This window comes from Streptomyces sp. NPDC023541 (genome assembly GCF_055559995.1).
The window spans coordinates 404202-428554 of the sequence record NZ_JBVHJO010000007.1 but is presented as its reverse complement, the minus strand read 5'-3'; the positions used below and the strand labels follow the sequence as shown (position 1 = coordinate 428554).

The following is a 24353-nucleotide window of genomic DNA, read 5'->3' as shown; positions in this document are numbered from 1 at the left end:
CTGCGGAGCGCAGCTCGGGCCGGCGACCCGCAGGCCGCGAGGGTGGCCCGGGCGTCCCGTCCGCCGGCTCTCCGCCCCGATTCCCGGGGCCGGAGCCCGCCCTGGTCCCGGCCCCACACAACAAGAAGCCCCCGGCGACGAGGAGTCGCCGGGGGCTCGGGAAGTGTCGGACGGACGACTGCTAGAGCTTCTCGATCACGTAGTCGATGCAGGCCGTCAGCGCCTGCACGTCTGCCGGGTCGATCGCCGGGAACATCGCGACGCGCAGCTGGTTGCGGCCGAGCTTGCGGTACGGCTCGGTGTCCACGATCCCGTTGGCGCGCAGCACCTTCGCGACGGCCGCCGCGTCGATCTCGTCCGAGAAGTCGATCGTTCCGATGACGGCGGAGCGCTTGTCGGCGTCCACGACGAACGGCGTCGCGTACTTGGACGCCTCCGCCCAGCCGTACAGGTTGCGCGCGCTGGCCGCCGTACGGCCGGTGGTGAACTCCAGGCCGCCCTGGCTGTTCATCCACTCCAGCTGCTGGTCCAGCAGGAACAGCGTCGACAGCGCCGGAGTGTTGTACGTCTGGTTCTTCAGCGAGTTGTCGATCGCCGTCGGCAGCGAGAAGAACTCCGGGATGTGCCGCCCCGACGCGTGGACGCGGGCCGCGCGCTCCAGGGCCGCCGGGGAGAACGCCGCCAGCCACAGACCGCCGTCGGAGGCGAAGGACTTCTGCGGGGCGAAGTAGTAGACGTCCGTCTCGGTGATGTCCACCGGCAGACCGCCGGCGCCCGAGGTCGCGTCCACCAGAACGAGGGACCCGGCGTCCGCGCCCTCGACCCGCTTGACCGGCGCCGCGACACCCGTCGAGGTCTCGTTGTGGGTGTACGCGTACACGTCCACCCCCGCCTCGGCCACCGGCTCGGGGTGCGTGCCCGGCTCGGAGGAGATCACGGACGGCTCGTCCAGCCACGGCGCGAGCTTCGCGGCCTTGGCGAACTTCGAGGAGAACTCGCCGAAGGTCAGGTGCTGGGACTTCCGCTCGATCAGACCGGCGGTCGCGATGTCCCAGAAGGCGGTGGAGCCGCCGTTGCCCAGGATCACCTCGTAGCCCTCGGGGAGGGAGAAGAGGTCCCGGAGGCCCTGGCGCACCGATCCGACCAGGTTCTTGACCGGGGCCTGGCGGTGTGAGGTTCCGAGCAGGGAGGTACCGGTGGCGGCGAGGGCGTCCAGCGCCTCGATCCGCACCTTGGAGGGGCCCGCGCCGAAGCGTCCGTCGGCGGGCTTGATGTCAGCGGGAATCTGGATCTCAGCCACGAGCGGAGCGTATCGGGTCCGGGTCCACGCTCCGGAAGCGCGTCCACCGGATGAGACGCGGCGCGACGCCCGGTGCGACGCCCGCGCGATGTCGGCGCGGCCTCGGCGGACGTCGGCGGACGGTGGCAGGCTGGGCGCCGTGACGACACCCGGTGAAGTCGAGCGGACGTTGCGGGCGGAGCTGCGCGGCGAGGTGGACTTCGGCGCCGCGGCACGCGCACTCGTGACGATGGACGCCTCCAACTACCGCCGCGTACCCCTCGGCGTCGTCGCCCCGCGCGACGCCGACGACGTGGCCGCCGCACTGCGCGTGTGCGCCGACGCCGGCGTCCCCGTCGTCCCCCGGGGCGGCGGCACCTCCATCGCCGGGCAGGCCACCGGCGTGGGCGTGGTCCTCGACCTCACCCGCCACATGGACGCCCTGCTGTCCGTGGATCCGGCCGCCCGCACCGCCGTCGTCCAGCCCGGCCTGGTCCTCGACCGCCTCCGCGACGCCGTACGCCCGTACGGACTGACCTTCGGGCCCGATCCCTCCACCCACTCCCGCTGCACCCTCGGCGGCATGATCGGAAACAACGCGTGCGGCGCCCACTCCGTGGCCTGGGGGACCACCGCCGACAACGTCACAGAGCTGGCCGTCACCACGTACGCGGGCGCCGCCCACCGCATCGGCACCGGCTGGGACGGCGCCCCCCGGGGCCTGCGCGAACTGGTCGGCGCCCACCTCGGCCTGCTGCGCACCGGCATGCCGCCCCGTTTCCCGCGGCGGATCTCCGGCTACGGCGGACTGGACGCGCTGCTGCCCGAACGCGGGGTGCGGCTCGCCGAGGCGTTCTGCGGCAGCGAAGGCACCCTCGGGGTGGTCACCGAGGCGGTGGTGCGCCTCGTGGAACTGCCGCCCGCGCCCGCCCTGGCCGTCCTCGGGTACGCCGACGAGAGCGCGGCCGCGGACGCGGCCGCCGGGCTGCTCCCGTACCGGCCCCTGACGGTCGAGGGCATGGCCGAGGACCTGCTCGGCGGGCCGGCGGGGCCGGTGGCCGGGGCGGCGGGGGTGGTAGCCGGGGCGGGGGGGCTCGGCGGCGGCGTCGCGGGGCTGCCCCGCGGCAGGGCCTGGCTGTTCGTGGAGATGCCGGACGAGGGCGGGGCGCGGGCCGTCGTACGGGGCGCCGACGCGCTGGACGCGCGGGTCCTCACGGACCCGGCGCAACAGCGGGCGCTGTGGCGGATCCGCGAGGACGCCGCGGGCACCGCGACCAGGACGCCCGACGGGCGGATGGCTTGGCCGGGCTGGGAGGACTGCGCGGTCCCGCCGGCCCGGCTCGGCGCCTACCTGCGGGACTTCCGGGCCCTGCTGGCCGCACACGGCCTGCGCGGCACCCCGTACGGGCACTTCGGCGAGGGCTGCGTGCACGTACGCATCGACTTCGACCTGGTCTCGGCCGCCGGCGTGGCCCGCTACCGCACCTTCTCGGAGGACCTCGCCGACCTGGTCGTCAGCCACGGCGGCTCCCTGTCGGGCGAACACGGCGACGGGCAGGCACGCGCCGAACTCCTGCCGAAGATGTACGGCGAGGACGTGATCCGGCTCTTCGGTGCCTACAAGGACGTGTGGGACCCGGCGGGCGGCATGAACCCCGGGATGCTGGTCAGGCCCGCCCGGCTGGACGAGAACCTCCGCTTCGAGGTGCTCCCGGCCACCCCCTTCGCCGGCGAGGTCGCCCGGTGCGTCGGGGTCGCGAAGTGCCGTACGAGCGAGCCGGGAGGGCCCGGCGTGATGTGCCCCTCCTACCGGGCCACCGGTGAGGAGCAGCATTCCACCCGCGGCCGGGCACGGCTGCTGCACGAGATGCTCGCCGGGGAGGTCGTCACCGGCGGCTGGCGCTCGCCGGAGGTCGCCGAGGCGCTCGACCTGTGCCTGGCGTGCAAGGGCTGCCGCAGCGACTGCCCGGTCGGCGTGGACATGGCCTCGTACAAGTCGGAGTTCCTGCACCACCACTGGGCCGGCCGGATCCGGCCGCTCGCCCACTACACGCTGGGCGGCCTGCCGGGATGGCTGCGCCTGATCGCCCGCCTGCGGGCGGCGGGCGCCGTCAACACGGCCGCACGCCTCCTGCCGCTCCCGGTGCCGGGCCTGGCCCGGGAGCGCGCCCTGCCGGAACTCGCGAAGCGGCCGTTCACGCGGGGGGTCGGCGGGCGCGCGGCGGGCGGCCGGGCGGTCCCGGCCGGGGCCCGGGAGGAGGCCGGTGGTCGGGCGGTCCCGGCCGGGGGCCGGGAGGGGGCCGCCGGCCTGGAGGAGGCCGGTGCTGCCGCCGTCGTCGTCCTGTGGCCCGACACCTTCACGGAGTACCTCGCCCCGGAGGTCGGCCACGCCGCGCTCCGCGTGCTCCGGGCGGCCGACCTGGACGTGTCCGTCCCCCGCACCCGCGGCCGGGTCTGCTGCGGCCTGACCTACCTCTCCACCGGCCGCCTCGACCGTGCCCGCAAGGTCCTGCGCCGCACCCTGGACACCCTCGGCGACGTCCCCGGCCCCGTCACCGTCCTGGAACCGAGCTGCGCCGCGGCCCTGCGCACCGACCTTCCCGCGCTGCTCCCCGACGACCCCCGCGCGGCCCGCCTGGCGGCAGCCGTACGCACCGTCGCGGAAACCTTGGAGGAGTACGCACCGAACTGGCGGCCGCCCCGCCTCGACCGCCCGGTGGTCGGCCAGACCCACTGCCACCAGCACGCCGTCCTCGGTGACGCGGCGGACCGCCGGCTGCGCGAACGCGCCGGACTCGTGGGGGAGCCCGCCGGAGGGTGCTGCGGCCTCGCCGGGAACTTCGGCTTCGAGCCCGGTCACCACGAGGTGTCGGTGGCCTGTGCGGAGGAACAGCTCCTGCCGTCCCTGCGCGCGGCCCCGCCGGACGCGCTGGTCCAGGCGGACGGGTTCTCCTGCCGCACCCAGATCGCCCAGCTGGGCGGAGTCCGGGCCCGTCACCTCGTGGAACTCCTCGCGGACGGATTGAGGGAGGAAGTCCCCCGGAGCGCTCCCGACACACGGCCGTAGCGAGCATGTAAGGCAACAGAAGCGGCAACACTCCTTACGGCGGCTTAGTCTGGAGGCATGCCCGCACCGACCGCGTCCCCGACGACCGCCGCCGCCGCACTCCCCACCGACCCCTCCGCCGAGGCGGCGGCCCGGTCCCGCTTCGGACCGGTCGCACTGGTGGTCTCGGCCGGCATCTCGGTGCAGTTCGGGGCCGCACTCGCGGTCATGATCATGCCCAGGGCGGGTGCTGCGGGCGTGGTGACCCTGCGCCTGGCGGCCGCCGCGATCGTGCTGCTGCTCCTGTGCCGGCCGAAGGTGCGCGGGTACACGCGCTCCGACTGGGGCACGGTCGTCGCGTTCGGCGTGGCGATGGCCGGCATGAACGGCCTCTTCTACCAGGCCATCGACCGGATCCCGCTCGGCCCGGCGGTCACCCTGGAGGTGCTCGGGCCGCTCGCCCTGTCCGTCGTCGTCTCCCGCCGCCTGGTGAACATCCTGTGGGCCGGCCTCGCCCTCGGCGGCGTGGTGCTGCTGTCCGGACACGGCGGGGGCGGTCTCGGCTTCGGCTCCCTCGACCCGCTGGGCGCGGCCTACGCGCTCGGGGCGGGCGCGATGTGGGCGGCCTACATCGTCTTCAGCGCGCGCACCGGCCGCCGCTTCCCGCAGGCCGACGGCCTGGCCCTCGCGATGGCCGCGGCCGCCGTCCTCTCCCTGCCGCTGGGTGTGTTCGAAGCCGGCGCGGACCTGCTGGTCCCGAGCACCCTCGCGCTGGGCGTCGGGGTGGCCGTACTGTCCTCCGTACTGCCCTACACCCTCGAACTCCTCGCCCTGCGGCGGATGCCCGCCCCGACCTTCGCGATCCTGATGAGCCTGGAGCCGGCGATCGCCGCCACCGCGGGATTCCTCGTCCTGAACCAGGCCCTTTCGGGGCTCGACGCCCTCGCCATCGCCCTTGTCATCGCGGCCAGCATGGGCGCGGTGCGCTCCCAGATCGGAAAGCAGCCCGCCTGATGGACGTCACCGCCTACCTGGAAGCCGCCCCCGAGGCCCGCAGGCCGGCCCTCGCCCGCCTGCGCGAGCTGTGCGCGACGGAGCTGGAGGGCTTCGAAGAGGGCATCGCGTACGGGATGCCGGCCTATGTGCGGGCGGGTGAGACCGACGCGGAGATCGCCTGGGCGAACCAGAAGCAGTACATCTCCTTCTACCTGATGCGCACGGACGTCCGGGACGCCTTCGCGGACCGCCTGGCGGGCCACGACATGGGCAAGGCCTGCCTCCGCTTCCGCAACCCCGCCAAGGTCGACTTCGACCTCCTCCGCGACCTCCTGCGCGCCACGGCCCGGGCGGGTCGGGGCGGGGTGTGCTGAGGGGTGGACCGGTGAGGCCGATCCGCCGGGGCGGGATCGAAGTCGCGCCGGGGGTTTCCCGTCAGTAAATCGCTACGCGCTCCTGCCCGACGGCGGCTGCGGGTTCCTGTGGCGGGGCACGGGCCGCCCCGGATCGCTAGGCGCTTCTCCCTGACCGCGTCCGGCCCTCGTCCGGGGCTGATCGGGGCGGACTGGGCTTCCGGTCGAGGCCGGCCCCGAGCAAGGCCGCGCCGGCTCCCGGCGTCTGGCCCGGTACGCCGGTGATCGCCCGCGCGCCGCTCTGTAGGCTGTGCGCGAGCTCACGCTGAGCGCGTTCAAAAGCAGAAAACAGGGGGATCGGTGCGTCATCGCCGACTCGTAATGTCCGCTGCCGCCATCGTGGCGGCAAGCATCGGTTGCATACCCGGCACGGCTCAGGCCGCTGATCCGGTCAAGCCCGCCGGGCAGGCGGCGGGGGCGCCCGCCGTGGATCCGGCGGCAGGGTTCGAGACCTTCACGAGTGCCGCCACCACCGGCGGCGCGCAGCTGAGTCTCTTCCTGAGCGCCCGGGCGTGGTCGGCGCACAGCGTCGAGCTGACGACCTCGCTCGGCAGGGGTACGCCGCCGCTGGAGACCACCATCGACTGGGGTGACGGGACCACGGGCACGGTGACGGCCTCCGCTTCTTCGGAGACGCGGACCTCGCACACCTACAAGGAGCTCGGCGAGTACACGATCAAGGCCACCGTCGTCGATCCGGTCCTCGGGACGAGCGACACCAGGGAGGTCCGGGTCAAGACGGCGGGCTCGGAGTTCACCCCGTACGGTCCCACCCGCCTGCTGGACACCCGCAGCGGCACGGGCGCCGTCCAGGGCAAGGTCAGGGGGTACTCCTCGACCCGTCTGAAGGTCGCGGGGAACGGCGGCATCCCCGCCGGGGCCACCGCCGTCGCGCTCAACGTGACCGCCGCCAACAGCACCAGTGGCGGGCACGTCAGCGTCTTCGCCTCCGGCGCCACGCGGCCGACCGCGTCGAACATCAACTTCGAGGCCGGTCAGACCGTTCCCAACCTGGTGATCGCGCAGGTCGGTGCGGACGGCTACGTCGAGCTGTACAACGGCGGCTGGGAGCCGGTCGATCTGATCGCCGACGTCACGGGCTACTTCGGCCAGCAGGAAGCCAGCGGTTACGCCCCGCAGGCGCCGGCCCGGGTCGTCGACACCCGCTACGGGACCGGCGTGCAGGGCGGTCCGGTAGCCGGCCAGGGTTCCTTCACCGTCAAGGTGGCCGAACCGGGTGCCACCGCCGTCGCGCTGAACGTGACGGCCACCAACCCGCAGGAGGCCGGTCACCTGACCGCCCACCCGGCCGGGCAGGCGGCGCCGACCACGTCCAACGTGAACTTCACCGCCGGGCAGACGGTTGCGAACTCGGTGATCGTGCCGGTCGACAAGGACGGCCGGATCACCGTCCGCAACGGCTCCTGGGCCCCGTCCGACGTCATCGTGGAACTGGTCGGCACGTACAGCGCCGCGAGCCCCTGTGCCTACGTGCCGGTCCCGCCGGTCCGGCAGATCGACACGCGCGAGGGCTGGTCCAAGGGACCGTGGCCCACGCGCGGTTACCTCTGGCAGGCCTTCTCGATCGGACAGGAGGCCTGGGTGCTGAACACCACGGTCACCAACACGCGCGGCGCGGGCTTCCTCTCCGTCGCACCGGACCCCAACTCCACCGGCAGCTACGCCGACAGGACCGCCCTCGCCCCGCAGCGTCCGGTGTCCTCCACCCTGAACTGGGCGGCGGGCAAGACCACCGCCAACCTGGTCCAGGCGAGCTCCGGTGAGTACGGCATCGTCGACTTCTGGAACCAGGGCTGGGACAGCGCCGACCTGGTCGTCGACATCTTCGGCTACTACGACAACTGGTAGCCGGGCCGCGCCTGCAACCGGACCGGTCCACCGTGCGTCATCTGTGGAGCGTGCGCCCGCCCGGACGGCCGCGGGGGACCGGCTGGGCGGGCGTACGGCATCAGCCGAGGGGGAGGTCCAGGTACGACGGGGTGGCCTCCGGGGAGGTGAAGGCCAGCGTCGCGCGGGGCAGGTTGGCATCGGCGTAGAAGGGGTCGCGGGAGTCGATCACCAGCATCAGGCGGTGGCCGCGCCGCACGTCGTACGCCGTGGCCTGGAGCTCGATGTCCGCGCTGATCAGGCTGTCGGGCGGGGACTCCAGGTCGCTGTACGGGGCGTGGGTGACGAGGTGGGCCGTGCCGTCCGGGGCCGCGTCGAGGAGGTACGCGACGAAGGTGGACCCGGGGTTCGCCGCCCGGTAGGTCACGCGGAGCCGGGGCGTGCCGCGCAGCCGGACGGTCTCGGCGGCCGGGTCGGCGGTCCAGACGGCGGCGACGGTGCGGTCGATGTCCTCCGTCAGGTAGACCTTCGGGCGGCCCGCCATCTCCGCGTAACCGGACTCGACGACCTTGTCGGCGACGGTCGCCGGGGTGTCCATCCCGCACAGCGCGGTCGCCGTCCAGCCGGCCTCCGCGTCCGGGGCGAGTTCGCCGCCGTCGGCGAGGTAGAGCCGTCGCAGCTGTTCGGTGACGGAGGGCCAGGTGGGGCGGGGTTCGAGGGTTTTGCTCCACATGACCTCGCCGATGAACTGGCCCTCGTCGTCGATGCCGTTGTCGATGCCCTTGAGGTGGTGGTCGAACCAGCGGTGGGCGTCCGTCCAGATCCGGTTGGGCAGGCCGAGGACGCCTGACATCTCGGGGCCCGAGTGGTCGCCTATGGAGATCGCGAGGCGTTTGGGCCCGGTCAGCTCGTTGAACATCCGCAGCGTCTGGTTGGCGGGGAAGAGCGTCTCGTGCCAGGCGTGCGAGAAGAAGACGGGCACCTGGCGGCGGTTGAGCTCCTTGATGTGGGTGAACGGCGAGCGGACCTCGGCCCAGCGCAGGGTGCCCCGGACGTCGCTGCCGGTGAGGACGTTGTCGAGGACGCTCTGTGTCTGCGGGCTCAGCCGTGCCTTCGCGGCCGCCTTGAGCAGGGCCTGCACGGCCGCGACGCGGCGGGTGGAGTTCTCGTGGAAGGCCTCCCCGAGGTCGCCCCAGGTGCTGAGCGCGACGACGGCGTCGACGCGGGTGTCGTGCGCGGCGACGAGCTGGCTGATGCCGGAGCCGTACGAGCCCCCGAGAAAACCGATCTTCGTCACGGGGCCGGTGCTGCGCTCGATCAGGTGGTCCAGGGCGCGGCTGCCGTCGGCGACGTCGAGCGGGCCGGCCACGTCGACCTGCCCTTCGGAGCCCGCGAAGCCGCGGGTGGAGTAGGCGAGGACGTTGTAGCCGCGGGCCGCGAAGAGGGTGGCCTGGACGGCGTACGCGAGCCAGCCCAGGCTGGTCCAGGGCGACGGCATGACGATCATCGGGCGGGGCTGGGCGCCGGTGTGCCGCCAGAGCGCCGCGTCGAGGAGGTCGCCGTCGGCGCCGGTCACCTTGCCGCGGGTGAAGACGGCGAGGGCGCGCGCCTCGGCGACCTCGGCGGCCCGGGCGGTCGGCAGGCCGGTGACGTCGCCGCTCTCCAGCGCGGAGACGAAGGCGCCGAGGGCGGTCGCGTCGAGTTCGGGATAGAGGGAGAAGGGAGGTTGGGCGGCTGCAGTCACGTCAGTTCATCCTCTTTGTCGAGTGACACGAACGTGGGCGCCCGCCCGGGCCCGGAGCGGAGCGTTCAGTATCGACGGGACATCCGGTGACGTATCGCGGGTTTCCGGCTTACGGCCTGAATCGCCCTCCGCGGTCCCCGGCGTGGGCGTGCCGCGAGACCTGCGGGCCGTGCGGGTGTGGATCAACTGCCCCTGAGATGCGGTGGCTTGGTGCGGGTGGCGCGAAGGTGCCACCCTCCGAGAAAATCATGCAAGCGTGCTTGATTGTTTTTCTGGGTGCTGTCAGTCTTCCCCTCACGCCGAGAAGGGGAGCGCACCGTGCCCGATCCGTCCGCCGTCGACGACGCCGTCGCCGTCTTCACCGATCTGCGCGAGGAGGGACGCGAACTCGACGCTCTCGTCGAGAGGTTGCCCGGCCCGGACTGGGCCCGTCCCACGCCCGCACCCGGCTGGAGCGTCGCCCACCAGATCGCCCACCTGCACTGGACCGACCGGGCCTCGCTGCTCTCCCTCACCGACGCCGCCGGCTTCGGCCACATGGTCGAGGAGGCGCTGAAAGCTCCCGACTCCTTCGTCGACGACGGCGCGCGGGAGGGCGCGGCGCTGCCGCCCGCCGAGCTGCTCACCCGCTGGCGGGACACGCGGGGCGCCCTCGCGCAGGCCCTGGCCGAGGCCCCGCCCGACACCCGTTTCCCCTGGTACGGGCCGCCGATGAAGGCCGCCTCGATGGCCAGCGCCCGCCTGATGGAGACCTGGGCGCACGGCCAGGACGTCGCCGACGCGCTCGGCGTGCGGCGCACCCCGACCGCGCGACTGCGGCACGTGGCACGGATCGGCGTACGGGCCCGCGACTACGCCTACGCCGTACGCGGACTGCCCGCCCCCGACGGAGAGTTCCGGGTGGAGCTGGCCGCCCCCGACGGCGCGGGGGTGTGGGCGTACGGGCCGCCGCAGGCCGCACAGCGGATCACCGGCCCGGCCCTCGACTTCTGCCTGCTGGTGACCCAGCGGGCGCACCGCGCCGACTTGGACCTGACCGCGACCGGCCCCGACGCGGACCGCTGGCTGGACATCGCCCAGGCCTTCGCCGGGCCGGCGGGCGCCGGACGCGAGCCGGGGGGCCGACGGTGACCCGGCGCCCCCTCCTCATCGGCAACGCGTCCGGCTTCTACGGCGACCGCTCCAGCGCCCTGCGCGAGATGCTCACCGGCGGCCCGCTGGACGTGCTGACCGGGGACTACCTGGCCGAGCTGACCATGCTGATCCTTGGCCGGGACCGCCTGAAGAACCCCGAACTCGGCTACGCCAAGACCTTCCTGCGCCAGCTGGAGGAGGCGCTCGGGCTCGCGCACGAGCGGGGCGTACGGATCGTCACCAACGCGGGCGGTCTGAACCCGGCCGGGCTGGCCGACGCGGTACGGGCGCTGGCGGCCAAGGTGGGCGTGCCCGTCTGCGTGGCCCACGTCGAGGGCGACGACCTCACCGCCCGCGAGGACGGCGCCCTGACGGCCAACGCCTACCTCGGCGGCGCCGGGATCACGGCCTGCCTGCGGGCCGGCGCGGACGTGGTCGTCACCGGCCGGGTCACGGACGCGGCGCTGGTCAGCGGCCCGGCGGCCTGGTGGTTCGACTGGGCGCCGGAGGACCACGACCGGCTGGCGGGAGCGGTGGTCGCGGGCCACGTCCTGGAATGCGGAACCCAGGCCACCGGCGGCAACTACTCGTTCTTCACCGCCCACGACGTCCGCCGCCCCGGCTTCCCGCTCGCGGAGATCTCGGCGGACGGCTCGGCGGTCATCACCAAGCACCCGGGGACGGGTGGGGTGGTCTCGGCGGGCACGGTCACCGCCCAGCTCCTGTACGAGACCCAGGGCGTCCGCTACCTCGGCCCGGACGTGACCGCCCGCCTGGACACGGTCCGGCTCGACGACGACGGCGCCGACCGCGTGCGGATCTCGGGAGTGCGCGGGGAGCAGCCGCCGTCCACCCTCAAGGTGGGCGTGACCCGGATCGGCGGCTGGCGCAACGAGGTGGTCTTCGTCCTGACCGGCCTGGACATCGAGGAGAAGGCCGACCTCGTCCGCTCCCAGCTCGCCGAGGCCCTGGAGGGTGTCGCCGACGCCGCCTGGACCCTGGCCCGTACCGACCACGACGACGCCGACACGGAGGAGACGGCGAGCGCCCTGCTGCGCCTGGTGGTCCGCGACCCGTCCCCGGACCGGGTCGGCCGCGCCCTGACCTCGACGGCCGTCGAACTGGCCCTGGGCAGCTACCCGGGCTTCCACCTCACCACCCCACCCGGCCCGGCCCAGCCCTACGGCGTCTTCGCCTCGACCTTGGCCCCGGCAACGGAGGTCCCCCACACCGCAGTCCTCCCGGACGGCACCCGCGCCCCGATGCCCGCCCCCGCTGCTCCCGCCCCACTGGCGGAGCCGGCCGCTTTTCAAGCCTCCCCTGCAGAGCCAGCCGCACCTCCAGCCCGGCCGGCGGAGCCGGCCGCTTTTCCAGCCTCGCCGGCGTTTTTTGAGGCGCGGGGGTCCGGGGGCGGAGCCCCCGAAGGGGTCGGGGGCGCAGCCCCCGCCGGCCCCGGGGCGGAGCCCCGGGAGACCGTCCGCGCCCCCCTCGGGGCGCTGGCCGGGGCCCGCAGTGGAGACAAGGGCGGCGACGCCAACGTCGGCGTCTGGACCGAGTCCGCCCCCGCCTGGCACTGGCTTCGCGACACCCTCACCGTCGACCGGTTCCAGGCCCTGCTCCCCGAGACCCGCGGCCTCGCCGTGCAGCGGCACGAACTGCCCAACCTCCGCGCCCTGAACTTCACCGTCACCGGCATTCTCGGCGACGGCGTCGCCTCCGGCCACCGCTTCGACCCGCAGGCCAAGGCCCTCGGCGAATGGCTGCGCGCCCGCCACCTCGACATCCCCGTCGACCTCCTGCCACCCCAGGCCCGCACCGCGACCGCCGCGGCGCCCGCAGCCGCCCCGCGGCCCGCCGAGGGCCCCGCACCCGTATCCGCCCCGCAGCCCGCCCAGGGCCCCGCACCCGTATCCGCCCCGGAGGGGACCGGCCCATGACCCGCCTGCGCACCACCGTCGACCCCCACGCCCCCGAGCACACCAGCGCCCGTACGGCCGCACTGGAGCGCCTCGACGCCCTCGACGCCGAACACGCCAAGGCCCTCCAGGGCGGCGGGGACAAGTACACGGCCCGTCACAAGAAGCGCGGCAAGCTCCTGGCGCGCGAGCGCGTCGAGCTGCTCCTCGACCCCGACACCCCGTTCCTGGAGCTGTCCCCGCTCGCCGCCTGGGGCAGCGACTACCCCGTCGGCGCCTCCATGGTGACCGGCATCGGCACGGTCGAGGGCGTCGAATGCCTGGTCACCGCCAACGACCCCACCGTCCGGGGCGGCGCCAGCAACCCCTGGACACTGAGGAAGGCGCTGCGGGCCAACGAGATCGCCCGCCAGAACCGCCTCCCCGTCATCAGCCTCGTGGAGTCCGGCGGCGCCGACCTGCCCTCCCAGAAGGAGATCTTCATCCCGGGCGGCGCGATCTTCCGCGACCTCACGCGGCTCTCGGCCGAAGGCATCCCGACCGTCGCGGTCGTCTTCGGCAACTCCACCGCCGGAGGCGCGTACGTCCCCGGCATGTCCGACCACACCGTCATGATCAAGGACCGCTCCAAGGTGTTCCTCGGTGGCCCGCCCCTGGTCAAGATGGCCACCGGCGAGGAGAGCGACGACGAGTCCCTCGGCGGGGCCGACATGCACGCCCGCACCTCCGGGCTCGCCGACCACTACGCCCTCGACGAGTACGACGCCATCCGCCAGGCCCGCCGCATCGTGGCCCGCCTGAACCACCGCAAGCCCCACCAGGACCCGCCGAAGGCCGAGGAGCCCCTCTACGACCCGGAGGAACTCCTCGGGATCGTCCCGCCCGACCTGAAGACCCCCTTCGACCCGCGCGAGGTCATCGCCCGCATCGTCGACGCCTCCGACTTCGACGAGTTCAAGCCGCTGTACGGCACCAGCCTCGTCACCGGCTGGGCCACCCTCCACGGCTACCCCGTCGGCATCCTCGCCAACGCACAGGGCGTGCTGTTCAGCGCCGAGTCCCAGAAGGCCGCGCAGTTCATCCAGCTCGCCAACCAGCGCGACATCCCACTCCTCTTCCTCCACAACACCACCGGCTACATGGTCGGCAAGGAGTACGAGCAGGGCGGCATCGTCAAACACGGCTCGATGATGATCAACGCCGTCTCCAACTCCAGGGTCCCGCACCTGTCCGTGCTCATCGGCGCCAGCTACGGCGCCGGCCACTACGGCATGTGCGGCCGCGCCTACGAGCCCCGCTTCCTCTTCGCCTGGCCCAGCGCCAAGTCCGCCGTCATGGGCCCCCAGCAGCTCGCCGGAGTCCTCTCCATCGTGTCCCGGCAGTCCGCCGCCGCCAAGGGACTCCCGTACGACGAGGAACAGGACGCCGGGATGCGGGCCTTCGTCGAGGCGCAGATCGAGTCCGAGTCCCTCCCCATGTTCCTGTCCGGGCGGCTGTACGACGACGGGGTCATCGACCCGCGCGACACCCGTACCGTCCTCGGCCTGTGCCTGTCGGCCGTCCACAACGCCCCCGTCGAGGGCGCCCGTGGCGGCTTCGGCGTCTTCCGGATGTGAGCCCGCACATGACCCCTCAGATCAGCTCCCTGCTCGTCGCCAACCGGGGCGAGATCGCCGTACGGATCTTCCGCACGGCCCGCGACCTGGGCCTGGCCACCGTCGCCGTCCACTCCGACCCCGACGCCGACGCCCTGCACGTCCGCGCCGCCGACGCGGCCGTCCGGCTGCCGGGCGCCGCCCCCGCAGACACCTACCTGCGCGGCGACCTGGTCATCAAGGCCGCCCTCGCCGCCGGAGCCGACGCCGTCCACCCCGGCTACGGCTTCCTCTCCGAGAACGCCGACTTCGCCCGCCAGGTCCAGGACTCCGGCCTCATCTGGATCGGCCCGCCCCCCGAGGCCATCGAGGCCATGGCCTCCAAGACCCGGGCCAAGGAACTGGTGCGCGCCGCCGGCGTCCCGCTCCTCGACCCCGTCGACCCGGCCACCGCCACCCCCGCCGACCTGCCGCTCCTGCTCAAGGCGGCCGCCGGCGGCGGCGGTCGCGGCATGCGCGTGGTCCGCGACCTGGACGTCCTCAAGGAGGCCCTCCACGCCGCGTCCGCCGAAGCGGCCTCCGCTTTCGGCGACGGCGAGGTGTTCGCCGAGCCCTACATCGAACGCGGCCGCCATGTCGAGGTGCAGATCCTCGCCGACGCCCACGGCACCGTCTGGGCCCTCGGCACCCGCGACTGCTCCCTCCAGCGCCGCCACCAGAAGGTCATCGAGGAGGCCCCGGCGCCGGGCCTGCCGGACACCCTGCGCGACAGCCTGCACGCCGCTGCCGTCGCCGCCGCCCGCGCCGTCTCCTACCGTGGAGCGGGCACCGTCGAGTTCCTCGTCACCACCGACGGACACCCGTACTTCCTGGAGATGAACACCCGCCTCCAGGTGGAACACCCCGTCACCGAAGCGGTCTTCGACCTCGACCTGGTCGCCCTGCAGCTGCGCGTCGCCGAAGGCGCCGCCCTGCCCCTGTCGCCCCCGGAGCCCACCGGCCACGCCGTCGAGGCCCGCCTCTACGCCGAGGACCCCGCCCAGGACTGGCGCCCCCAGACCGGCGTACTGCACACCCTCGACATCCCGGGCCAGGTCCGCGTCGACACCGGCTTCACCGACGGCGACACCGTCGGCATCCACTACGACGCCATGCTCGCCAAGGTCGTGGCCCACGCCCCCACCCGTGCCGAGGCCGTACGCAGCCTCGCCCACGCCCTCGCCGGCGCCCGCATCCACGGGCTCACCACCAACCGCGAACTCCTCGTGGGCTCCCTGCGGCACCGGGAGTTCACCACGGCACAGATCGACACGGGCTTCTTCGACCGCCACCTCGCCGCCCTCACCGAGACCGCCCCGGACGCCGGCACGGCCGCCCTCGCCGCGGCCCTCGCCGAGGCCGCCCCCACTCCGGACGCACCCCTCGCCGCCCGCCTCGGCGGCTGGCGCAACGTGCGCTCCCAGCCGCAGACCCGCCGCTACACCTCCGCCGGTACCGAGTACGAGGTCCAGTACCACCCCGTCGACCACCCGGGCATTCGAGTCCTGGCCGCCGAACGGCACCTCGTCACCCTCGAAGTCGACGGCATCCGCCGGATGTTCCACGTGAAACGAAATTCGAACAACACCGAGGTCTACGTCGACTCCCCGCTCGGAGCCCACACCCTCACCCCCGTCCCCCGGTTCCCCGACCCCCAGGACCGCACCGAACCGGGCTCCCTGCTCGCCCCCATGCCCGGCACCGTCGTCCGCGTCGCCGACGGCCTCGCCCCCGGCAACCACGTCACCGCCGGCCAGCCCCTGCTCTGGCTGGAGGCCATGAAGATGGAGCACCGCATCCTCGCTCCGGCCTCCGGCACGCTCACCGCGCTCCACGCCGCCACCGGCCAACAGGTCGAGTTCGGTGCCCTGCTCGCCGTAGTCCAGGAGGAACCGCAGCCATGAGCTCCACCATCGAATCCGCCGAACACAAGGCCCTGCGCACCGCCGTCGCCGCCCTCGGACAGCGCTACGGCCGCGAGTACCTCGCCCGCGTCGCCCGCGAGGGCGGCCACCCCGACGAACTGTGGGCCGACGCCGCGAAGCTCGGATACCTCGGCGTCAACCTCCCCGAGGAGTACGGCGGCGGAGGCGGCGGCATCGCCGAACTGGCCATCGTCCTCGAAGAACTCGGCGCCGCCGGCTGCCCCCTGCTCATGATGGTCGTCTCGCCCGCCATCTGCGGCACGGTCATCGCCCGCTTCGGCACCGACGAGCAGAAGCGGACCTGGCTCCCCGGCCTCGCCGACGGCAGCCTCACCATGGCCTTCGGCATCACCGAACCCGACGCCGGGTCCAACTCCCACCGCATCACCACCACAGCCCGCCGCGACGGCGACGGCTGGATCCTCACCGGCCGCAAGGTCTTCATCTCCGGCGTCGACATCGCCGACGCCACCCTCATCGTCGGCCGCACCGAAACAGCATCATCCAGCGGGGCCGCACCGGCCCTCAAGCCGTGCCTGTTCATCGTCCCGCGCGACACCCCCGGCTTCGGCCGCTCGGTCATCGACATGGAACTCCAGGCGGCGGAGAAGCAGTTCGAACTGACCCTGGACGAGGTCCGCCTGCCGTCCTCCGCGCTGGTCGGCGACGAGGACGCCGGACTGCTCCAGCTCTTCGCCGGCCTCAACCCCGAACGCATCATGACCGCCGCCTTCGCCATCGGCATGGGCCGCTACGCCCTCGCCCGGGCCGTCGAGTACGCCAAGACCCGCCAGGTGTGGAAGGAGCCGATCGGCGCCCACCAGGCCGTCGCCCACCCGCTGGCCCAGGCGCACATCGAACTGGAACTGGCCCGCCTCATGACACAGAAGGCGGCCGCGCTGTACGACGCCGGCGACGACATGGGCGCGGGCGAGGCCGCGAACATGGCGAAGTACGCGGCGGGGGAGGCCTGCGTCCGCGCGGTCGACCAGTCCGTCCACACCCTCGGCGGCAACGGCCTCACCCGCGAGTACGGCCTCGGCTCCCTCATCACGGCCTCCCGCGTGGCCCGCATCGCCCCCGTCAGCCGCGAAATGATCCTCAACTTCGTCTCCCACCAAACGCTAGGCCTCCCCAAGTCCTACTAGGGCCCTGCGGGCTGGCTCGGCGGGGTCGGCCCGGTCGCTCCGGTTGCCCTGGGGGCGGCTCGGTGGTGTGTGGCGTGCGTCGGCGGAGCCGGGTGGGTCTGGTCGGTGCGGGGTGCCGTGGCGGGGTGTCTCCTCGGCTCGGCGCGTGGGGGCCATCGCGGCTGTACCCGGTGGTTGCGCGCTCGTCCTGCGGGGACACCCCGCCACGTCCCCCTCCCCTCCACCAACCCGGCCGCGGGCAGGCCGGAGCCACCCCATGGGAACCCCGGCACTGCCGGAGCCGGCGGTGGGGTGGGGACACGTAGGAGGGTCCCCGCAGGACGAGGCGCGACCACCGGGTACGGCCGAGAGATGCCCGGACGCGCCGAGCCGAGGAGACCCTCGTACGGGGCACCGCCCCACACCCCGACCCCGCCAAGCACCCGCGCGGGACCGGCCACCGCTGGACACCGCCGAGCACCCCCGCAGGGGACCGGCTGGGCCGCCCGCCGGGCATAACTGGACACCGCCGAGCCCCCCGCGGGGGACCGCACGCCCTGCACCCGCCGAGCACCCCCGCAGGCGCCCCGCACGCCCTGCACCCGCCGAGCACCCCCGCGGGGGACCGCACGCCCTGCACCCGCCGAGCACCCCCGCAGGCGCCCCGCACGCCCTGCACCCGCCGAGCACCCCCGCAGGGGCCCCGCACGCCCTGTACCCGCCGAGCACCCCGCAGGGGACCGGCGCAGCCCCCGAGACCGGCGGACACCCCTGGGGGACCGGCCCCGGCCGGACAACACCGAGCCCGCAGGGCAACCCGAACACCGCCGAGCAAGCCCGCAGGGCAGGAGCGCATACGCTCCCCCGAAGGACCCCGCGCACCCAGCGACCGCTCCGGAGGAGCCATGGCCACACCCGTCCACGCCGCAACGGCGGCCGGAGTCACCACCCTGACCCTCGACTCCCCGGCCAACCGCAACGCCCTCTCCGCGGAGCTCGTCGCCGAGCTCCGCGCCGCCTTCGCCGCGGCCGGGGCCGACCCGGCGGTGCGTGCCGTCGTCCTCACCCACACCGGCGGCACGTTCTGCTCCGGAGCCGACCTCAAGTCGCCCTTCGACCCCGCCGACTTCGTGGCCCTGCTGCGCGAGATCACCGAGCTGCCCAAGCCGGTGGTCGCCCGCGTCACCGGCCACGTCCGGGCCGGCGGCCTCGGCCTGCTCGGCGTCTGCGACATCGCCGCCGCCGGGCCGAAGTCCTCGTACGCCTTCACGGAGACCCACCTGGGCGTGGTCCCCGCCGTCATCTCCGCGCCGCTCCTGCCCCGCCTGGACCCGCGCGCCGCAGCCCGGTACTTCCTGACGGCGGAGGCGTTCGACGCCGCCGAGGCCGCACGGATCGGGCTGCTCACCCTCCACGGGGAGGACGTCGACGAGATCCTCGCGCCCGTCCTCTCGGGCCTGCGCAAGGCCGGCCCCGAGGCGCTCGCCGCGACCAGGCGACTGGTCACCGCCCCTGTGCGGGCGGCCCTCGCCCAGGACGGCGTCGCGCTCACCGAACTGTCCGCACACCACTTCGCCTCCGCCGAGGCCCGCGAGGGCATCACCGCCCGCTTCGAGCGCCGGGACCCGTCATGGGCCCTGTGACCGACAGCGCCGCCGCCGCGGCCATGACCGGCCCCAAGCAGGCGCGCAGTCGCGTCACCCGCCGTCACCTGCTGGAAGCGGCCGTGTCCTGCCTCGCCGAGCACGGCTGGGCCGGGTCCACCGTCTCCGCCGTCGCGGAACGCGCCGGCGTCTCGCGCGGAGCGGCCCAGCACCACTTCCCCACCCGCGAGGACCTGTTCACCGCCGCCGTCGAGTACGTCGCCGAAGAACGCTCCACCGCCCTGCGCGACCTCTTCCACGCCAGCCCGGCCGCCCGCCCGGCCGTGGTGCAGGCACTGGTCGACCTGTACACGGGCGCCCTCTTCCGCGCCGCGCTCCAGCTGTGGGTCGCCGCCTCCAACGAGGAGCAGCTGCGTCCGCGGGTCACCGAGCTGGAGGCCCGGGTCGGCCGCGAGACCCACCGCATAGCCGTCGAACTGCTGGGCGCCGACGAGTCCGTGCCCGGCGTACGGGAGACCGTGCAGGGCCTCCTCGACATGGCCCGCGGCCTGGGCCTGGCGAACGTCCTGACCGACGACGCCGCCCGACGGGCCCGTGTCGTGGCCCAGTGGTCCCGGATCCTCGACGCGGCCCTGGGCTGAGCCGGGCGGCCCGAAAACGCGGCGGGGGCGCCGCGCCCGGAGGAGTCCGGGACGCGGCGCCCCGCGGGGTGCGGCGGCCGAGCCGGTCAGGCGCCGAGCCGCGCAGGCGCCGAGCCGGTCAGGCGGTGTCGGCGATGTCCGCGTAGCCCTCGATCTCCTGCGGGTTGCGCCGGCCCGGCCCCGTGTAGCGGGCCGACGGGCGCACCAGGCGGCCCGTGCGCTTCTGCTCCAGGATGTGCGCCGACCAGCCCGCGGTACGGGCGCAGCTGAACATCGAGGTGAACATGTGCGCCGGCACCTCCGCGAAGTCCAGCATGATCGCGGCCCAGAACTCCACGTTGGTGGCGAGCACCCGGTCGGGGCGACGCGCGTGCAGCTCCTCCAGCGCGGCCTTCTCCAGCGCGGCGGCCACCTCGTAGCGCGGCGCGTCCAGCTCCTTGGCGGTGCGGCGCAGCACGCGGGCGCGCGGGTCCTCGGCGCGGTAGACGCGGTGCCCGAAGCCCATCAGGCGCTCGCCCTTGTCGAGGGCCTTCTTCACGTACGCCACGGCGTCGCCGGTGCGCTCGATCTCCTCGATCATGCCGAGCACGCGGGACGGCGCCCCGCCGTGCAGGGGCCCCGACATGGCGCCGACGGCGCCGGAGAGCGCCGCGGCGACATCCGCCCCGGTCGACGCGATGACGCGCGCGGTGAAGGTGGAGGCGTTCATGCCGTGCTCGGCGGCGGACGTCCAGTACGCGTCGACGGCCTTGACGTGCTTGGGGTCCGGCTCGCCCCGCCAGCGGATCATGAACCGCTCGACGACGGACTCGGCCTTGTCGATCTCGCGCTGCGGGACCATCGGCAGGCCCTGGCCGCGGGCGGACTGGGCGACGTACGACAGCGCCATCACGGCCGCGCGCGCCAGGTCGTCGCGGGCGGTCTGCACGTCGATGTCCAGCAGCGGTTTCAGACCCCACACGGGGGCGAGCATCGCGAGGGCGGACTGCACGTCGACGCGGATGTCACCGGAGTGGACCGGGATGGGGAAGGGCTCGGCGGCCGGCAGGCCGGGGTTGAAAGCACCGTCGACCAGCAGGCCCCACACGTTCCCGAAGGAGACGTGCCCGACAAGGTCTTCGATGTCGACACCCCGGTAGCGGAGCGATCCGCCTTCCTTGTCGGGTTCGGCGATCTCCGTCTCGAACGCGACGACCCCTTCGAGCCCGGGTACGAAGTCGGACATCAGGCGGCTCCTCAGATAGTGCGAACACGCGCGGCTCCCGGCGTGACTCGCGGTCCGGCGCGGTCATCCCCGTTGATGCCCGGCACGGCCGATGGTCACCCGTGCGGGGGCCTTCGGACCGGCCCCAAGATTTTGGCGGCTGCGCCCCGACTGCGGAAGCGTGACATACGGCACACCCTCCCCGGTCCACCTGCGGCAGGATGGCTCGCGTGACCGATCAGGACATTGACCCCGCCATGATGCGCAAGCAGTACCGCTCGGAGATCGTCCACGAGGAGAGCCTCGCCGAGGACCCCATGGAGCAGTTCGCCCGGTGGTTCCAGCAGGCGGCCGACTCGCACCTCTTCGAACCGAACGCCATGGTCGTCTCGACGGCCACCCCCGACGGACGGCCCAGCTCGCGCACGGTGCTGCTGAAGCAGTTCGACAGCAGGGGCTTCGTCTTCTTCACCAACTACGCGTCCCGCAAGGGCCGGGAGCTCGCCGCGAACCCGCACGTCGCGCTGCTCTTCCCGTGGCACCCCATCGCCCGCCAGGTGATCGTCACCGGCACGGCGTCCCGCATCGGCCGCGACGAGACGGCGGCGTACTTCCGGTCCCGGCCGCACGGCTCGCAGCTGGGCGCCTGGGCGAGCGAGCAGTCGAGCGTGATCGGCTCCCGGGCGGAGCTGGACGGCCGCTACGCCGAGCTGGCCGCGCGCTACCCCGAGGGCGAGCAGGTCCCGGTCCCGCCGGAGTGGGGCGGGCTGCGGGTGGTTCCGCAGGAGGTCGAGTTCTGGCAGGGCCACGAGAACCGGCTGCACGACCGGCTGCACTACGTACTGGAGGGCGAGAAGTGGCGCCTGGAACGGCTCTGCCCGTAGCCGCGGGGACCACGCCGCCTGTTCGCGCCCCGCGGGAGGCGGCCCGCTCCCGTTCCTGCCCACCCGCGGCGGGAGCGTAGACGCAGACGACCCGCGGGCTCGGGTCCTCTCCTGCAGTGAGAGGAGCCGGCCGGACGTGCCGGCGAGCCCGCGGGTCGGGTGACTGCTTGGGATTGGCGCCGGGCGATCCGCCGGGCACCGCACTGGGTGCGTTGCTGACGACGGGCCCTAGCCCGCAGCCACCTCACGCGTCCGGAGTTCATACATTTCCGGGATCACCTCCTTTCAGTGTGCGTCCACTGTAAGCAGGCCCGCGCTCGTGGCTCAATCGAATTTCGTCGGCGAATCCACAGGTGTGTCCGTCGGCTCTCCGGAGCAGCCGCAAATTCCGGTGGGAGACATCAAAACTGCTGGTCAGCATTGTGATCTCGAATCCGGAGTGCGTCCGCTCCGAGAAATCCCGGTCACTGGATGACATGGCCGCCGCGATCAAGACCGTGCCGAACGCGGTCTGCTCCACGTGGAGCTCCATCACGGGTGTGAACCGGCACAGGCGCGATGCTGGCCAGCCCTCGGCGGACGAGGGTGGGCCGCCCCTGCGGGCCGAATCGCCGCGCAGCTGCACGCCCGCGACCGCAGAGCCCGCACGGCTTCGGTCCTTGAGCCGGATGGTGGGCGTCAGCGGCTCTCCGTGTCGCCGTCGCGGGCATGTTGCCCCAGATGTGGGGGACCGCAGGGATTTCCCCGAATGCGGTGTGGGCTGCGTCACGTTCGAGTTCAATGATCTGACGTGCCGCATACGCCAACACCTGCTGGGGGTTCCAGGTGAGTGCTTCCGGACGTGACGAGACCACCGACGATCTGCTCGCCGCGCTGCTGGACGGGATGGACGCCGCGCTGTGCGCCTTCGACTCCGACGGGGTGATCACCCACTGGAACCGTGAGGCAGAGCGGATCCTGGGCTGGTCCGCCGGGGAGGCCGTGGGGCGCAAGGGGTTCGAAGGGTGGGCGGTGCGGGCCGCCGACGCGCAGGACGTACAGGACAGACTGATGTCCGCCCAGCACGTGCCCGGGCGCCAGGTCCACGAGTTCGCGCTGCTCACCAAGGACGGCGGGCGCGTCCTGGTACGGACGCAGTCCGCCGGGGTGCCGGGCGCGGACGGCTCGCCCGCAGGGGTGTACTGCGCCTTCAGCGAGGTGCACGCACAGATCGACCTGGAGCGGTCCATCGCGCTGAGCGAGGCCCTGATGGAGGACGCCTCCTGGGGCGTCGTCCTCGTCGACGTCGACCTGCGGCCCGCCGTGGTCAACGCGCACGCCGCGCGGGCCTTCGGGACCGGCCGTACCGCCCTGCTCGGCCGGCCCCTCGGCGAGCTGCTGACCCAGGGGGTGGAGGAGCTGGAGGGGGCGCTCCAGCACGTGCTCGCGGAGGGGGCGCCACCCGCGCCCGTGGAGATGTGGGTGTCGGTGCGCACGGCCGAGGGCGTACGGCGCCGGTGTTGGCGCTGCGGGTTCGTGCGGCTGGCTTCGCCGCTCGCGGAGGAACCGGTGCCGCTGGGCGTCGGCTGGCTGCTCCAGGACGTCACCGAGGCCCGGCAGGAGCAGCTCGACGCCGCGCAGGCGCGGTTCCGTTCCCACCAGCTGCACCGGGCGGGGCGGGCCGCCGCCGAGTGCGAGGACCCGGCGGAGGCGGCCGCCGTACGCCTGGACTTCGCGCTCGCCGGCTTCGCCGAGCACGCCCTGCTGGACGTACTGGCCCCCGCGGCCGACTCCGAGCGGCGCAGGCTCGTACGGTGCGCCGCGTCGCCGCCCGCGCTGCCGGGGCCCGGTTCGATCCCCGTACGGTACGCGGCCGGGCACCCGGCGCTGCAGGCGCTGGACCGGATCGGCTCGGTGCGCACCAGCGCCCCGCGCGGTGAGGCGGACGCGGAGTGGGCGCGGGCCCGGCAGTGGCCCGAGGGCGCGGCGCACGTGCTGTGCACGGTGCTGCGCAGCCGGGGGCGGACCCTGGGGGCGCTGACGTTCCTGCGGGGGCCGTCGCGGGCGGCGTTCGAGCGTGCGGACGCGGCGTACGCGGAGGAGGTGGCGGCCCGCGTGGCCGCGGACCTGGACCTGGCGGCGGGCTCCGGGCCCGCTCAGTGACGGAAGAAGATCCGGTCGCCGTACTCCTGCATGACGCGGCCGTTCCACTCGTGGCCGCCGTCGACGTTGCCCGAGCGCAGGAGCGGGGGCTCCAGGCCGCGGGCGGCGAGTTCGCCGGCGGCCGTGGCCATGACCGCCTGCATGATCGCGCTGGTGACGACGGTGGAGGCGGGGGCGAAGGGGGCGTCGATGCCGTCGATGCTCAGTTCCGCGTCACCGACCGCGATCTTGCTGTCGAGGACGACGTCGCAGTGGTCCTTGAGGAAGGTGCCCGAGGCGTGCCGTGAGCGGGTGCCGGTGGCGTACGCGACCGAGGTGACGCCGATGACCTTGAGGCCGATGGCGCGCGCGTTCATGGCCATCTCGACGGGCAGCGCGTTGCGCCCGGACAGGGAGATGATCACGAGGACGTCGCCGTCGGAGGCGGGGCTGCTGTCGAGGACGGCGCCGGCCAGGCCGTCGACGCGTTCGAGGGCGCTGCCCAGGGTGGCGGGCATGACGTCGACACCGGCGGTGCCGGGGACGGCGAGGAAGTTCATCAGGGCGAGGCCGCCCGCCCGGTAGACGACGTCCTGGGCGGGCAGTGAGGAGTGGCCGGCGCCGAACGCGAAGAGGCGGTTGCCGCCGGCGACGGCGTCGGCGACGAGGGTGCCGGCCTGGGCGATGCGCGGGGCCTCCTCGTCCCGGACCCGCTCCAGCAGGCCGATGGCGGCGTCGAAGAACTGACCGGCCAGCTTGCTCTCGCTCATACGCCGAAGGCCCTTCCAGAGGTGGGGTGCGTCCGTGTCCGCCGCTCACCGTGCGGTCTGGACCAAG

General features: G+C 73.7%; 18 protein-coding genes. 13 read left to right on the top strand and 5 right to left on the bottom strand.

Annotated features, from left to right (window positions below; translation table 11 throughout):
* Positions 1-181: 181 nt before the first annotated feature.
* Complete coding sequence (gene serC, locus ACZ3X1_RS20370) at positions 182-1300, bottom strand: phosphoserine transaminase (RefSeq protein ID WP_356812972.1); 1119 nt, start codon at positions 1298-1300, stop codon at positions 182-184.
* Between the two features lie 88 nt (positions 1301-1388).
* On the opposite strand from serC, the gene ACZ3X1_RS20365 reads away from it, so the two are divergent.
* The 4 genes from ACZ3X1_RS20365 to ACZ3X1_RS20350 all read left to right on the top strand — a co-directional run bounded on the left by ACZ3X1_RS20365 (position 1389) and on the right by ACZ3X1_RS20350 (position 7603).
* A complete protein-coding gene (locus ACZ3X1_RS20365) occupies positions 1389-4346 on the top strand; it encodes an FAD-binding and (Fe-S)-binding domain-containing protein (RefSeq protein ID WP_467280515.1) in 2958 nt (985 codons plus the stop codon).
* Positions 4347-4403: 57 nt separating this feature from the next.
* Positions 4404-5339 (top strand): EamA family transporter, encoded by a 936-nt coding sequence (locus ACZ3X1_RS20360; RefSeq protein ID WP_467280514.1) that lies wholly within the window; start codon positions 4404-4406, stop codon positions 5337-5339.
* The gene (locus tag ACZ3X1_RS20355) at positions 5339-5695 is read left to right on the top strand and encodes an iron chaperone (protein WP_356812975.1); all 357 of its coding nucleotides are present in this window, start codon (positions 5339-5341) and stop codon (positions 5693-5695) included. Before ACZ3X1_RS20360 ends, ACZ3X1_RS20355 begins: the two co-directional genes overlap by 1 nt.
* A gap of 360 nt (positions 5696-6055) precedes the next feature.
* The gene (locus ACZ3X1_RS20350) at positions 6056-7603 is read left to right on the top strand and encodes a PKD domain-containing protein (RefSeq protein ID WP_467280513.1); all 1548 of its coding nucleotides are present in this window, start codon (positions 6056-6058) and stop codon (positions 7601-7603) included.
* Between the two features lie 100 nt (positions 7604-7703).
* Here the strand turns inward: ACZ3X1_RS20350 and ACZ3X1_RS20345 are convergent, their stop codons facing one another.
* Positions 7704-9326 (bottom strand): CocE/NonD family hydrolase, encoded by a 1623-nt coding sequence (locus ACZ3X1_RS20345; protein WP_467280512.1) that lies wholly within the window; start codon positions 9324-9326, stop codon positions 7704-7706.
* A gap of 318 nt (positions 9327-9644) precedes the next feature.
* Here ACZ3X1_RS20345 and ACZ3X1_RS20340 point away from each other — a divergent pair, with 318 nt between their 5' ends.
* The 7 genes from ACZ3X1_RS20340 to ACZ3X1_RS20310 all read left to right on the top strand — a co-directional run bounded on the left by ACZ3X1_RS20340 (position 9645) and on the right by ACZ3X1_RS20310 (position 19307).
* Positions 9645-10457, top strand: a complete 813-nt coding sequence (locus ACZ3X1_RS20340; RefSeq protein WP_467280511.1) for a TIGR03084 family metal-binding protein — start codon at positions 9645-9647, stop codon at positions 10455-10457.
* A 68-nt stretch (positions 10458-10525) separates the two neighbouring features.
* On the top strand, positions 10526-12397 hold the full coding sequence (locus tag ACZ3X1_RS20335; protein WP_467280572.1) for an acyclic terpene utilization AtuA family protein: 1872 nt from the start codon (positions 10526-10528) through the stop codon (positions 12395-12397).
* Entirely contained in the window at positions 12394-13992 is a 1599-nt protein-coding gene (locus ACZ3X1_RS20330) for an acyl-CoA carboxylase subunit beta (protein ID WP_356812979.1), read from the top strand. The genes ACZ3X1_RS20335 and ACZ3X1_RS20330 overlap by 4 nt, the downstream gene beginning before the upstream one ends.
* A gap of 8 nt (positions 13993-14000) precedes the next feature.
* Positions 14001-15914: an ATP-binding protein gene (locus ACZ3X1_RS20325; RefSeq protein ID WP_467280510.1), complete on the top strand. Its 1914-nt coding sequence runs from the start codon at positions 14001-14003 to the stop codon at positions 15912-15914.
* Positions 15911-17083: an acyl-CoA dehydrogenase family protein gene (locus tag ACZ3X1_RS20320; protein ID WP_467280509.1), complete on the top strand. Its 1173-nt coding sequence runs from the start codon at positions 15911-15913 to the stop codon at positions 17081-17083. The genes ACZ3X1_RS20325 and ACZ3X1_RS20320 overlap by 4 nt, the downstream gene beginning before the upstream one ends.
* Positions 17084-17967: 884 nt before the next feature.
* Positions 17968-18705 carry an enoyl-CoA hydratase family protein gene (locus ACZ3X1_RS20315; RefSeq protein WP_356815101.1) on the top strand — a complete coding sequence of 246 codons (738 nt, stop codon included), beginning with the start codon at positions 17968-17970 and terminating at the stop codon, positions 18703-18705.
* Positions 18693-19307 carry a TetR/AcrR family transcriptional regulator gene (locus ACZ3X1_RS20310; RefSeq protein ID WP_467280508.1) on the top strand — a complete coding sequence of 205 codons (615 nt, stop codon included), beginning with the start codon at positions 18693-18695 and terminating at the stop codon, positions 19305-19307. The genes ACZ3X1_RS20315 and ACZ3X1_RS20310 overlap by 13 nt, the downstream gene beginning before the upstream one ends.
* A gap of 118 nt (positions 19308-19425) precedes the next feature.
* Here the strand turns inward: ACZ3X1_RS20310 and ACZ3X1_RS20305 are convergent, their stop codons facing one another.
* Positions 19426-20532 (bottom strand): citrate synthase 2, encoded by a 1107-nt coding sequence (locus ACZ3X1_RS20305; RefSeq protein ID WP_030027765.1) that lies wholly within the window; start codon positions 20530-20532, stop codon positions 19426-19428.
* A gap of 200 nt (positions 20533-20732) precedes the next feature.
* Here ACZ3X1_RS20305 and pdxH point away from each other — a divergent pair, with 200 nt between their 5' ends.
* Positions 20733-21395: a pyridoxamine 5'-phosphate oxidase gene (gene pdxH / locus ACZ3X1_RS20300; protein ID WP_356815099.1), complete on the top strand. Its 663-nt coding sequence runs from the start codon at positions 20733-20735 to the stop codon at positions 21393-21395.
* A 259-nt stretch (positions 21396-21654) separates the two neighbouring features.
* On the opposite strand, the gene ACZ3X1_RS20295 is transcribed toward pdxH, so the two are convergent.
* Entirely contained in the window at positions 21655-21915 is a 261-nt protein-coding gene (locus ACZ3X1_RS20295) for a hypothetical protein (protein WP_390080321.1), read from the bottom strand.
* Between the two features lie 305 nt (positions 21916-22220).
* Between ACZ3X1_RS20295 and ACZ3X1_RS20290 the strand changes: the two genes are divergently transcribed.
* The gene (locus ACZ3X1_RS20290; RefSeq protein ID WP_467280507.1) at positions 22221-23537 is read left to right on the top strand and encodes a PAS domain S-box protein; all 1317 of its coding nucleotides are present in this window, start codon (positions 22221-22223) and stop codon (positions 23535-23537) included.
* Here the strand turns inward: ACZ3X1_RS20290 and ACZ3X1_RS20285 are convergent.
* Complete coding sequence (locus tag ACZ3X1_RS20285; protein ID WP_356815096.1) at positions 23531-24286, bottom strand: SIS domain-containing protein; 756 nt, start codon at positions 24284-24286, stop codon at positions 23531-23533. The two genes, ACZ3X1_RS20290 and ACZ3X1_RS20285, sit on opposite strands and share 7 nt — an antisense overlap.
* Positions 24287-24353: the final 67 nt, after the last annotated feature.

Bases quoted from the DNA above. Each gene is read 5' to 3' on its own strand.
- ACZ3X1_RS20365 (WP_467280515.1), top strand. From the start codon at position 1,389: ATGTCGGCGCGGCCTCGGCGGACGTCGGCGGACGGTGGCAGGCTGGGC.
- ACZ3X1_RS20360 (WP_467280514.1), top strand. From the start codon at position 4,404: ATGCCCGCACCGACCGCGTCCCCGACGACCGCCGCCGCCGCACTCCCC.
- ACZ3X1_RS20355 (WP_356812975.1), top strand. From the start codon at position 5,339: ATGGACGTCACCGCCTACCTGGAAGCCGCCCCCGAGGCCCGCAGGCCG.
- ACZ3X1_RS20350 (WP_467280513.1), top strand. From the start codon at position 6,056: ATGTCCGCTGCCGCCATCGTGGCGGCAAGCATCGGTTGCATACCCGGC.
- ACZ3X1_RS20335 (WP_467280572.1), top strand. From the start codon at position 10,526: ATGCTCACCGGCGGCCCGCTGGACGTGCTGACCGGGGACTACCTGGCC.
- ACZ3X1_RS20330 (WP_356812979.1), top strand. From the start codon at position 12,394: ATGACCCGCCTGCGCACCACCGTCGACCCCCACGCCCCCGAGCACACC.
- ACZ3X1_RS20325 (WP_467280510.1), top strand. From the start codon at position 14,001: ATGACCCCTCAGATCAGCTCCCTGCTCGTCGCCAACCGGGGCGAGATC.
- ACZ3X1_RS20320 (WP_467280509.1), top strand. From the start codon at position 15,911: ATGAGCTCCACCATCGAATCCGCCGAACACAAGGCCCTGCGCACCGCC.
- ACZ3X1_RS20315 (WP_356815101.1), top strand. From the start codon at position 17,968: ATGGCCACACCCGTCCACGCCGCAACGGCGGCCGGAGTCACCACCCTG.
- ACZ3X1_RS20310 (WP_467280508.1), top strand. From the start codon at position 18,693: ATGGGCCCTGTGACCGACAGCGCCGCCGCCGCGGCCATGACCGGCCCC.
- ACZ3X1_RS20305 (WP_030027765.1), bottom strand. From the start codon at position 20,532: ATGTCCGACTTCGTACCCGGGCTCGAAGGGGTCGTCGCGTTCGAGACG.
- pdxH (WP_356815099.1), top strand. From the start codon at position 20,733: ATGGCTCGCGTGACCGATCAGGACATTGACCCCGCCATGATGCGCAAG.
- ACZ3X1_RS20285 (WP_356815096.1), bottom strand. From the start codon at position 24,286: ATGAGCGAGAGCAAGCTGGCCGGTCAGTTCTTCGACGCCGCCATCGGC.